The 11,664-nt window shown below is 63.8% G+C and carries 8 protein-coding genes; 7 read left to right on the top strand and 1 reads right to left on the bottom strand.

The window, feature by feature from the left end; genetic code table 11:
* Positions 1-45: 45 nt before the first annotated feature.
* From KF886_25090 to KF886_25070, 5 genes are all read left to right on the top strand, one after another.
* Positions 46-738: a hypothetical protein gene (locus tag KF886_25090; GenBank protein MBX3180635.1), complete on the top strand. Its 693-nt coding sequence runs from the start codon at positions 46-48 to the stop codon at positions 736-738.
* A complete protein-coding gene (locus KF886_25085) occupies positions 725-1,645 on the top strand; it encodes an SPOR domain-containing protein (protein ID MBX3180634.1) in 921 nt (306 codons plus the stop codon). Before KF886_25090 ends, KF886_25085 begins: the two co-directional genes overlap by 14 nt.
* Positions 1,646-1,720: 75 nt before the next feature.
* The gene (locus tag KF886_25080; GenBank protein MBX3180633.1) at positions 1,721-2,596 is read left to right on the top strand and encodes a 2-dehydropantoate 2-reductase; all 876 of its coding nucleotides are present in this window, start codon (positions 1,721-1,723) and stop codon (positions 2,594-2,596) included.
* On the top strand, positions 2,593-3,321 hold the full coding sequence (locus KF886_25075) for a lysophospholipid acyltransferase family protein (protein MBX3180632.1): 729 nt from the start codon (positions 2,593-2,595) through the stop codon (positions 3,319-3,321). The genes KF886_25080 and KF886_25075 overlap by 4 nt, the downstream gene beginning before the upstream one ends.
* A gap of 165 nt (positions 3,322-3,486) precedes the next feature.
* A complete protein-coding gene (locus KF886_25070; protein MBX3180631.1) occupies positions 3,487-5,655 on the top strand; it encodes a hypothetical protein in 2,169 nt (722 codons plus the stop codon).
* A gap of 579 nt (positions 5,656-6,234) precedes the next feature.
* Here the strand turns inward: KF886_25070 and KF886_25065 are convergent.
* On the bottom strand, positions 6,235-6,936 hold the full coding sequence (locus tag KF886_25065) for a hypothetical protein (protein ID MBX3180630.1): 702 nt from the start codon (positions 6,934-6,936) through the stop codon (positions 6,235-6,237).
* Between the two features lie 187 nt (positions 6,937-7,123).
* Between KF886_25065 and KF886_25060 the strand changes: the two genes are divergently transcribed.
* Positions 7,124-9,883, top strand: a complete 2,760-nt coding sequence (locus KF886_25060) for a hypothetical protein (GenBank protein ID MBX3180629.1) — start codon at positions 7,124-7,126, stop codon at positions 9,881-9,883.
* A 467-nt stretch (positions 9,884-10,350) separates the two neighbouring features.
* Entirely contained in the window at positions 10,351-11,658 is a 1,308-nt protein-coding gene (locus tag KF886_25055) for a M48 family metallopeptidase (GenBank protein ID MBX3180628.1), read from the top strand.
* The last annotated feature ends 6 nt before the right edge of the window (positions 11,659-11,664 follow it).

Genomic DNA, 11,664 nt, shown 5'->3' with positions numbered 1-11,664 from the left:
GCGGGCAGTTGTGTCCCAACCCTGATTTGAGCAGTACCTTCGATAATGAACATCAAGATCAGCAAGAACGCCCACGCGTGCGCCGCCTGCGGCAACGATTTTCAGCACGGCGCCAATATTACGTCCACGGTCAAGAAGTGGGAGGGCGCCCTGCACCGCGAGGACTTCTGCGGGGCGTGCTGGGATAGCGAGCGCAACCGGGCCGCCTATTCCGTTTGGAATATGATCTACCACGATCCGAAGCACGAATCCGAAGCGGCTCCGGAGGTCTTTTCGCCGCTCCGCCAGTTGTTTTACGAGGCCGTGGAGGAAGAGTCGCGCGTGGACATGGCGCGCGCATTCCTGGCCGCCGGCCTGCTCCGGCGCCAGAAGGTTTTCCGGCTCATCAAGGAGTCCGACGAAGCCGACGGAAGCGTCCGCGTCACCCTGTATACGGACCGAATCGGGAACCGGCTCATCGAAGTGCCGGATCCCGATTTCACCTATGCGGAGCTCGAGACCGCGCGCGTCCGCCTTTTGGAACGCCTGCAGGAGTTGGAGGCGGCCGCGGAGGCGTCCGAGAGCGACGGCGGCGGGGCCGCGCCCCAGCCTGCCCGGGATGCCCGGGGCGAGGAGGCCAAACCGGCCGAGGTGGTTGTGGCGGAGGGCGAGTCCGAAACCGGCGTGGACGAAGAGATCGAAACGGGCGATGAACCGGGCGTGGAACCCGTCGGGGAGGTGCTCCATGCCCAGGCATAGCACTTACCGCAGCCGGGGCGCCGTCGAATCCGCCAGTGTGGAGTGGAGTTCGGGCCAGCTCGGTATCGGAATTGCCGTCGCGCTCATCTTCGGGATCGTGTGTTTTATGCTTGGCTATGTCGTGGCCAACGTGGACCGCCCGATTGACCCGGCCCAGATCACCATTGCTTCGGATAGTCCCCGCCCCTCCCCGAGCGGCGCCAACGCGGCAGTGACCCCGCCCGCCAATACGCCGCCGTCCGCGCCCGCGGCAGGCGCGCCGCGCACGGCGGCCAATCCGCCCGCCGGTACGCCGGTGAGCCCGTCCCGCGCCGCCGATCCGGCGCGAAAGCCGGATGTCGCGCCCCTGCCCGATCCCGGCCGCCCGACCACCATGGTCAAGACCCCCATTGACATCAATACGCTCCCGGCCCAGGGGTCCCAGGATGCGGCGACCCCGACCGCCGGCGCCAGCCTTCCGGATATCACGCCGCCGGCCGAAACCGTCAGTACGCCGCCCGCGGCGCCCCAGAAGCCCGCGGACACGACCGCGAGCGCTCCAGCGCCCCGGCCTGTTCCGGCTCCGGCTCCCGCCACGCCTGCGGCAACCACCACAACCACCACCACGACCACAACGGCGGCCGCGAGCCCTTCGCCGGCGCCGCAGGCGCCCACGGTCACCCGCGGCTCCTATGGCGTGCAGGTCGCGGCGTTCAACGGCCCGCAGCGCGCCGCCCAGGCCCAGGAGGCCCGCCGCAAACTGAAGTCCGCCACCGGGCTGGATGCCGACATCGTGACTTCGCCCGATGGCGCCTTCGAGAAGGTTGTAATCACGGGCTTCGCCACGCGAGACGCGGCCCGCGCCCAATGTGATAAGGTCAAGGCGAAGCCGGGCTACGACGGCGCGTGGGTCATTCGCCTTCCGTGAAGTGCGTGGCGCGGGGGGGTTAATCTGAATTTCGTTGCCGTGTTGCGAACGACGGACACGGTGTGGAGCTGAGTAATGAAGGTAGCCGTCGTAGGACCGGGTGCGCTGGGCTGTCTCTTTGCCGGGCGACTGGCGGAGAGCGGTGTCCGGACCGTGCTCGTCGATCACGACCCGAGACGCGCGGACCGCCTCGCGCGAAACGGGATCGTGATCGAGCATGCCGGCGAGCCGCGCGCGGTGAACGTCGCCGTGACGGCCCGGATCCCCGCCGGCCAGGATTTGATCGTTGTGTTGACCAAGTCCCACTGTACGGGCCAGCTCAAGCTTCCGCCCGACGGGCCCGTGCTCACCCTGCAAAACGGCCTCGGCAATGTGGAGATGCTCTGCGCGCTCGCGGGCAGCGCCCGTGTGCTCGCCGGCGCCACCTCGGAAGCCGCCACGCTCATCGCCGAGGGCCACACGCGCCACGTCGCCGAGGGTCTCACCAGTATCGGGGCCTGGACCTCGTGCGACCCGCATGCCGCCGCGCTGTTGCTCAATTCCGCCGGTTTCAACACCCGGGTCACCGAGTCGCCCGGGCAGCTGCTCTGGGAGAAGCTTGCGATTTGCGCCGGAATCAATCCGCTTACCGCCATACTCGATCTCCCCAACGGACGCCTGCTCGATCTCAAGGATACGCGCCAGCTCATGCGCGATCTCGTCGTCGAGGCCGTCAAGGTGGCCGCCACGGAGGGGTATCGATTCGAGCACAGTATCGTGGAAACGGCCGAATCCGTCTGTGAAGCGACGCGAGAGAACATTTCCAGTATGTTGCAGGATGTACGCGCCGGAAAGCGTACCGAGATCGAGGCCATCAGCGGCGAAGTGTTGCGCCGGGCCCAGCTGGCCTCGCTCCCCACCCCGCGCACGCGCGTTATTTACCAGATCATCAAGGCGCTCGAGCAGCGGTGAAACTGCCGGACCTCCAATACAGCTCGCCGGTGGCGTATTCCCGCAAGCAGCGGGCCCAGCTTGCCGTCATCCCGCCCATCGTTGTCAATCTTCTGAAGGGTATCCTCCACACCTGCCGCCACGAAGTCCGTGGTGAACAATACCTCCTCCAGACCCGCGAGCCCCGCGGCCGCGCCATCGTCGGCATCTGGCACGAGACCGCCACCTACGCGCTGTATCTCCACCGCGGTTCCAACTTTCACTCCGCATCCAGCTTCAGCTTCGACGGCGAACTCGCCGCGCGCCTCACCGCCGGCTTCGACATCGAGTGCCTCCGCGGTTCCACTTCCCGGGGCGGCGCCGGCCTGCTGCGCCAGCTCGAAAAGGCCCTCGAACTCGTGGAATGCGTCGGCCTCACCATGGACGGCCCCCGGGGACCACGCCGCCAGGCGCAGCCCGGCCTCGCCATCCTCTCCGCGCGCACCGGCGTCCCCGTCGTGCCCCTGGCCGCCGCCGTCAGCCGTAGCTGGCGCTTGCGCACCTGGGATCGCATGGCCGTGCCCAGGCCCTTCTCGCGGGTCATCCACGCCTACGCGCCGCCGATACCGCCCGCCGAATCCATGGACCGCGAGGTGATCGAAGACCGGCGTCAGCGTATACAGGACGCGCTGAACGAGTTACACGCGAAGATTGAAGCCGAATTGGGTGATCCGCAGCCAGGATTCTCCGGAACCGTCGAAAGCTGACCCCTTGCCACGACGTTAATCCCGGGGCATCGGGTTGGCTCAACGGAGTCCAACCGGCCCGTGTCCGGCCGGCGGCGCGCACCCGCGCACCCGCGCGCGAGCGGGTGACCGTTCACCGCTGAATCGTAACGCGCAGTACGCCCTGCGAAGTAAAGGAATGCAGTCATGTTCCGTTCAATCTCCCCGATCACTCCGTTCCTGCGTGCATTTTCCGTCGCCATCCTGGCGGCCGCGGCCGCGGCCGAACTACCGCTGACCGACCACCCGTACATTCAACAGCGCCACGTCGCCTATGGCGCGGAAAGCGGGCTGCCCGGCGCGCACATCGCGCGGATCCAGATCGACGCCGGTGGCGCGGTGCGCGCCATGGACGAATCGGGCGCCATCTACCTGCTCGGCGGCGACCGCTGGGGCATTGACGAAGACGCTCCCTCTTTCGGTCCTGGAATTGCCCCGCTCCCCGCCGGGGACGGCCTCCAGGACTTGGGCGTGGACATTTCCCGCATACGCGGCGTGGCCCGGCGCGGCGACGAAATCGCGGTGGCCGCGGAAGCCGGCCTCTTCCGCTTCGACGGCGCGTCCTGGGCGCACGTGCTGCCCCGCCAGGGCGACACGCGCTGGGCGCCGGTCGATGTGCGCGACGTGACCTATGACGCCGAAGGACGCCTCTGGTTCGCCGCGCCGCAGGGGGTCGGGTTCCGGATCGCGGAGGGTGATTGGCGGCTCTTTACCGGCGCGGACGGCCTGCCCTACAACGACTTCACCCGCATCGCCGCCGGCGCGAGCGGGGTATGGTTCGGAACCGCCAACGGCGCCATCCAATACCGCGACGGGCAGTGGCGCTTCCGCCACGGAGGCCGCTGGCTGGTGGACAACCATGTGAATGACGTCGCCATCGACCAGGAGGGCAACGCCTGGTTCGCCACCGCGCGCGGCGTCTCCTGCATTCGCCAGGAGCCCATGACGCTCGCCGAGAAAGCCGCCTTCTACGAAGATGAGATTGAGAAGTATCACCGCCGCACCGAATTCGGCTATGTAAACCCCGCCACCCTGGCGACGCCCGGCGATAAGAGCACGGCCACGCCTCGCTATTCCGACAACGACGGCTTCAACACCGGGCTCTACCTCGGCGCGGTCAGCTTTGCCTGGGCCGCCGAAAAAGAGGAGAAATACCGCCAGTACGCCCACAACGCCTTCCGCGCCCTGGCCTTCCTCAGCGAGGTCACGCAGGGGGGCCCCTACGGCGGGCCCGAGGGCCTCATCGCCCGCAACGTCGTTCCCATTACCGATCCCGATCCCAACGAAATCTACGACCGCGACTACGACATCCGGCGGAATCAGCGCGACGCGCTCTGGAAAATCCTGGAGCGCCGCGTCCCCACCGATAAGACGGGACAGTGGTATTGGAAGTGCGACGCGAGTTCCGACGAACTCGATGGCCACTTCTTCGGATACGCCATCTACTACGACCGTGTCTGCGAGAGCGAGGCTGAAAAAGAGGCGGTGCGCGCGGTCGTCCGCCGCATCATGGACCACGTTCTCATCCACGACTACAACATCGTCGACTATGACGGCAAGCCCACCCGCTGGGGCCACTTCTCGCCCGACGACCTCAACCGAAACCCCCACTGGCACGCCGAGCGCGGGCTTAACTCCTACAGCATCCTCACCTACCTCGCCATCGCCCACCATATCACCGGCGATCCCAAATACCGGGAGGAATACCGCAAGCTCGCCTTCGACCACGGCTACGGCATGAACGGCATGACCCAGCCCAGGATGCTCCCCGGCCCCAACTACCCCGGCCACCAGCCCGACGACAACATGGCCTTCATGAATTACTACCACCTCATCCGCTACGAGACCGATCTGACCCTGCTCAGCATGTACCAGTACGCCATCCGGATCCACTGGGAATATGAGCAACTCGAGAAAAACGCCTTCACCAATTTCATCTATGGCGCCTGCGCCCGCGGCCAGTTCCGAACGGATCAATGGCGCACGACCGACCTATCGCCGCCACCCGCGTGTTACACGGACGCCGTCGACACCCTCCAGCGGTACCCCCTCGATCTCGTCGAATGGCCCATCTCCAACGCCCACCGCACCGACATGGTCCCCTTCGTTTCCCACGGCGGCGACGAACCCACGATCGGCGGCGGAATCGACGGCTACGCCTTCCCCATCGACGAGCGCCAGGAGAATTACTGGGACTGGGACCCCTGGAAACTCGCGGCCGGCGGCGACGGGACCAACCTGCGCCCGGGATTTCACTACCTCCTCGCCTATTACATGGGCAAATACCATGGCTTCATCGAAGATGGGGGGCAATAATCCGGCCAAAAGGCCAGCATGCTGAAGCAATCGCCAGCGCAGGCAAAAGACGTACCCGCGCACATACGCCCGATCCTGGAGAATCCATCTCCACGCAAGACAGGCCACGCTTTTCAATCGGCACGCGGCCCAAAGCGGGGGTGCGTCCTCCGGTCGGGGTAGCCCCGGTCCGCCGTCGGTCGCCGGCGTGGGCTGGAAGTCCGCCGGAGGCCGATTAAGGGTCGAGTTTGACGCAATGACCGCGACCAACATCACATGGAATTCTTTAGCCGTATGAAGTTGAGTCAGACTTTTTGTTGGCTTGCCGCGATACTACGACGAGAGTGCGCCAGGCTGGGAGCGCAGGCGTGTTTGCCTGCCACAACACCGGAGCGCAATGGGGACCGGGGCCATTTCACAAGCGCAACGATCACATGAAGTCTTGCGCTTGTCCTGCCGCGGCGTAAATGTCCGGGATCCTTGTGCGCCGTTGGCGCGGTGGACAGGCGGGACGGCTATTCCGCCTGCGGCGGACTTTCAGCCTACTCTGGCGCCTTTCGGCGCGGTGGACAGGCGGGACGCCTATCCTACATTTGCGCCTTACGGCGTTTGGACAGGCGGGACGTTGTTTTCCGATGGAAGTCCAGCGTCTCGCAGGCTTTGCTGTATTGAACACCTCGCGCTTGCGAGACTTTCGGGCGACTCGATTCGATCCGGGCCAAGTACGGACTCAAGCCGATCAAGCAACCGGTGGAACTGGCGCAGGTCTTCGACAAGTTCGAAGTGGGGTTCCACGTTGAGCATTTGGGTGTGGAGGTACTCTTCCCCGTTGAACAGGGTGAACTTGAGCCGAATCGCTCGCGCAGACGTCCTTTCGCGCGGAAAGAGCTTCTGCTCTTGCGAAATCGACACCATTCTGATTTCATCCTGAGTAAATCGCGTAGTGCCTTCCGATTTGCGTCTCAGAAGAACCCTCCAAAACGCAATTGGTCCCGCAAAGTCCACGCGCACTTGGAAGGAATTGTCTTTGAAGAGGTAGTAGAGCTGGTGACAGTGCTGAATAACGTTGGAAAGGGCATAGAGCTGACCGAAGGCGAATGCCATGACGCCCGCGAAAAGTAATCCCGGAAAAAACTCGTTCGCTCCAAGAAGTAACAACGCTGTAAGAAGGCTGATGATTAACAGCACGAAGGCCGCTACGCAGGCGAACCAAATTCGTTGAGAGAGTAACCATTGTCCCCAGCCGAAGTGTAGGTCCGATCCCCAGAACTCTTCGGGTGGGTGTTCTTTATCCCATGCCATGATCCGCTCCCTTCACCGACTCACGACTGCACTGAGACAGTGTACCCTCAAAAGGGGTCGGCGTCAACGTTTTCGGAAAGAGGGCTTTGCAGCTTGCCCGGGGGCGTGTGATCGGCTGCCGGTTCGCTGTAGAATAACGCGCATGCTTCCAATTGTCTCGCGCGCGTTAGCCTTGAAGGATGTTTTGATGTATTGCTTCCGTGTTTTTTTTCGATTCCGGCCCGGCGTGCTGCTGGCCTGTGCTCTTGCGGCGGGCGCGGCCCACGCACAACCCATCATGTCTTCGCCTTCCGGAATGCGCTATGTGGAGCGGAACGAGACGGGGGAGACGGTGCTGCCGAACGGGCGTCTGATTACGCCGTCGGGGCAGATGCACCGGGTGCGTCCGCATCCCTACGGGCTGACGATGAGCCCGGACGGGCGCTGGGCGGTGGCGGCGAGCAGCGACGGGCCGCAGCTTTCGATTCTGGATCTGGCGGATCCGGCGGCGCCGGTGGTGTCTTATATTCCGGAGGATGTCTCGGAGGGGGAGGGGGTGCTGGACGCGGCGTTTATGGGGCTGGCGATCAGCGCGGACAGCAAGACGCTGTATGTGGCCGGCGGCCGGGCGTGGAAGGTGTACGCGTTTGATCTGGCGTCGCGGGAGAAGCTGTTCGAAATTGACTGCGCGCACCAGACCGACGATGGCGACTTCACGCACGGGTATATCGGGGATATCCGGCTGCGATCGGACGGAAAATATCTGTACGGCGTGGATCAGTCGAATTTCCGGATGCTCGCCATCGATGTGGAGGCGCGCGCGGTGGCGGCGTCCGTGGCGGTGGGGCGCTATCCCTTCGGGATCGCGCTTTCGCCCGATGAGTCGTCGGCGTATGTCGCGAACGTGGGGATGTTCGAGTACGCCTATATGAAGGATGAGGCGGGCAATCCGGCGAAGCTGCCCTTCCCGCCCTTTGGCGTGCCGTCGAAGGAGGCCGAGGAAGGGGTGACTGTCGATGGCGTGATCGCGCCGGCGCTGGGCGATCCGAATGATATCCGCGCCATGTCGGTGTGGACCGTGGCGCTGGACGGCGCGACGCCCATGGTGACGGCGAAGCACAAGACGGGCCATCTGGTGGGCGAGCAGCTGGAGGACTTTCCGGCGGTGGGCGGCAGCAGCCCGAACAGCATGGCGGCGACGGGCGATCATGTGTATGTTTCGAACGGGAGCAACGACAGCATCACCGTTATCAACACGGCGACGGGCGAGCGCGAGCCGGATATCGACCTCGCCCTCGATCCGCGGGCGGACAAATTCCGCGGGATGATCCCGTTTGGCGTGGCGCTGTCGCCCGATCAGGAAATCCTGTATGTGGCGGAGGCCGGGATCAACGCGATTGGCGTGATCCGGCTTTCCGACCGAAAGGTGCTGGGACATATCCCCACGGCGTGGTTCCCGAGCAAGCTGGCGGTGTCGCCGGACGGGAAACGGCTGTATGTGGCGTGCGCGAAAGGGATCGGATCCGGCCCGAACGCGGGTCCCGGCCACACGCCGGGCGATCCCACGGGGATCGGCGCGCTGATGCGCGGCTACATCAACGTGATCCCGATTCCCCAGGGCGAGGACGCGCTCGCCGAGGCGACGGCGCGGGTCGTGCGGAACAATGTCCGGTTTGACGCGCCCGAGATGACGCGCGAGCCGGGCCACCCGGTTCCGGCGCCGTCCGGGGCGTGGAAGAGCCCCATCAAGCACGTGATCTACGTCTGCAAGGAGAACCGGACCTACGACGAGGTGTTCGGCGCGCTGCCGGGCGGCCGGGGCAATCCCGAGTTCTGCCGGCTGGGCAAGCCGATCGACGTCAGCAACAAGGACGGGTCGCGCACGGTCAAGGACGTGCTGCTGATGCCGAATCACGTGGCGCTGGCGAAGCGATTTGCGGTGAACGACAACTTCTACTGCGATTCCGATCACAGCGTGGACGGGCACCGCTGGCTCGTGGGGACCTACCCCAACGAATTCATGGAAGCGCGCATTGGGGAGTCGTCGCAGGGCGATGGGCCGGGCAATTTCGCGTTTATCGGGTCGTCCGGGGCAATCTACCCCGAGGATTACAACGAGGGCGGCGCGATCTGGGAGCATTTCGAACGGAACGGCGTGAGTTTCTACAACTTCGGGCTGGGCTTCGAGTTCAAGCCGCAGGACGAAGAGCAGGAGTACCGGTACACGGGGATCCGGCTGCCGATTAACTATCCGATGCCGCAGTCGCTCTTCGAGCGGACCTCGCGCAAGTTTGCGACGTACAACACCAACATCCCCGACCAGTTCCGCATGGATATGTTCGAGGAGGAATTCAAGGAGAAGTGGCTGTCGGGGAAGGAGCCGTTCCCGCAGTTCGTCAGCGTGATGTTGCCGAACGATCATGGCGCGGGCGAGCGCCCGGACGACGGCTACCCCTTCTGGGGATCGTACATGAGCGACAACGACCTGGCGCTGGGGCGGCTGGTGGAACTGATTAGCCACAGCCCCTTCTGGTCGGAGACGGTGATTATGGTGACGGAGGACGACGCGCAGGGCTATGTGGACTCGGTGGACGCGCACCGGTCGATCTGCATGGTGATCAGCCCCTACGCGCGCGCGGGCTATGTCTCCCACACGCACACGAGCATCGGGAGCATGCTGAAGACCGCCTTCGCGGTTTTCGGGCTGCCGCCGCTGAACCAGTACGACGCCTTTGCGTCGGATTTGGGCGACATGTTTACGATGGCGCCGCGCAACGCCGAGCCGTACAATGCGCTTCCGGTGAACACGGAGATTTTCGACCCGCAAAAGGCCTTCGACCCCTTTGATCGCGAGTTCAACTGGGAAGCGCTGAATGATTTTGTGCCGATGGACCACCAGGAGTTTCTGGATACGGATGAATACGGCCATTCCGGGAAAAAGGGCCACGCGCCGAGGGCGGCGGAGTAGGCGCGCGCCGCGCGGGGCCATAACAGGAAGGTAATACTTTAGCTGTATGAAGTAAGGCGTTCCCCGATATGAGATGCCTCACTTACATTGAAAGTATTCGTCATTCCCGCGAAGGCGGGAATCCAGAGGGTATGCGAGGTTAACGTTGTATGGTCTCTGGATCCCCACATTCGGGGCTGCCGGTTTAACTGGTGAGGACGCCTCAGAACCTACAATTCTGTGTTATTGACCTGAGGCGTCATTCCCGCGCACGCGGGAATCCAGTGGAATTCGGAGGTTTGTGCGATCGCGTTGCTGGATCCCCGCGTTCGCGGGGATGACGGATCTGCTCATTTCTTCCATAGTGTAGGGTGAGTTAAGTCAATCGACAGCCACTTTCGTGGGGATGACGGTGTTCGATCACCGAAAGCCGCCACCGTTGGGTGGGACGAGGGTGACTACTTCACACGGCTAAAGAAATACACAGGATGAACACGATGAAAAACTGGGTATTGTTTCTATGCGTTGCCGTTGGCGTGCTGGCCGGTTTGCCTTCCGCCGCGCAGGAGGCCGCGCCGGCGGTGGAGGGCGTTGCCGCCGAGGCGGGGGCGCACGAGCCCGTGCCCGTTCCGGAGGCCGACGAACTCACGATGCGGCGCTACCGATCGGGCAATGTGGTGTGGGCCGTGAACCAGGCGATTGGCTTGGGGCTGCCGCTGTTGTTTTTGTTTGCGGGGTGGTCGATGGGGCTGCGGAATGTAGCGGCGCGCTGGGGGCGGAAGTGGTTCTTTATCGTTGTCATCTATTTCGTCCTGTTCAACTTGGCGATTTCAATTCTGTGCTTGCCGTGGTCTTTCTATGTAGAGTATGTGCGTGAGCACGCGTATGGGCTCTCGAATCAGACCCTTGGTAAATGGATCAAGGACACGGCCATCTCGATTGGGCTTGGGAGCGTTACCGGTCTTGCGTTTATCTGGATTCCTTTCTTGCTGTTGAAGAAAAGCCCGAAGCGCTGGTGGTTGTATACGGGGCTGCTGCTGCTTCCCTTTCTAATCTTCCAGGTGTTCATTACGCCGATCTGGATCGCGCCGCTGTTCAACACCTTCGGCCCGATGAAGGATCAGGCGCTGGAAGAGAAGATTCTCGCGCTGGCGTCGCGCGCGGGCATAGACGGGGCGAACGTGTTTGAGGTGGAGAAGAGCGAGGACACCAAGGCGGTGAACGCGTACGTGACCGGGTTCATGGGGAGTAAGCGCATCGTGCTGTGGGACACCGCGATCGAAAAGCTTGCGGAAGACGAGCTGCTCTTTGTCATGGGCCACGAGATGGGGCACTACGTGCTGAACCACGTGGCGCGTTTCATCGTGCTCGCTTTTTTCGCCACGTTCGCCGCGCTCTACCTGATACACCGGCTGTCGGGCGCGCTCTTGCGCCGCTTCGGTGATCGCTGGGGCGTGCACGAGCTCTCCGACATCGCGTCGCTGCCGCTGATACTGTTCATGATGACCGCGTTCACGTTGGTGGTGATGCCGGTGCTCTTCGGCATCACGCGCTACCACGAACGCGAGGCCGATCGCTTCGGCATCGAGCTGACCCGCCTGAACCGGCCCGCCGCGACCGGTTTCGTGACCTTGCAAAAGGAAAACCTGGCCAACCCGAACCCCGGCTGGTTCTTCATGCTGTGGCGGAGCAGCCACCCGAGCATCGCGCAGCGGATTGAGTTCTTCAACACCTACCGGCCCTGGGAGACGGGCGCGCCGTTGCGGTACGGGGCGTATTTCGACCGCGAGGAGTAGGTGGGC

The sequence above is a fragment of the Candidatus Hydrogenedentota bacterium genome, assembly GCA_019637335.1.
Lineage (GTDB): Bacteria > Hydrogenedentota > Hydrogenedentia > Hydrogenedentales > JAEUWI01 > JAEUWI01.
This window is presented reverse-complemented; position numbering and strand designations above follow the sequence as displayed.

Bases quoted from the DNA above. Each gene is read 5' to 3' on its own strand.
- KF886_25090 (MBX3180635.1), top strand. From the start codon at position 46: ATGAACATCAAGATCAGCAAGAACGCCCACGCGTGCGCCGCCTGCGGC.
- KF886_25085 (MBX3180634.1), top strand. From the start codon at position 725: ATGCCCAGGCATAGCACTTACCGCAGCCGGGGCGCCGTCGAATCCGCC.
- KF886_25080 (MBX3180633.1), top strand. From the start codon at position 1,721: ATGAAGGTAGCCGTCGTAGGACCGGGTGCGCTGGGCTGTCTCTTTGCC.
- KF886_25070 (MBX3180631.1), top strand. From the start codon at position 3,487: ATGTTCCGTTCAATCTCCCCGATCACTCCGTTCCTGCGTGCATTTTCC.
- KF886_25065 (MBX3180630.1), bottom strand. From the start codon at position 6,936: ATGGCATGGGATAAAGAACACCCACCCGAAGAGTTCTGGGGATCGGAC.
- KF886_25060 (MBX3180629.1), top strand. From the start codon at position 7,124: ATGTATTGCTTCCGTGTTTTTTTTCGATTCCGGCCCGGCGTGCTGCTG.
- KF886_25055 (MBX3180628.1), top strand. From the start codon at position 10,351: ATGAACACGATGAAAAACTGGGTATTGTTTCTATGCGTTGCCGTTGGC.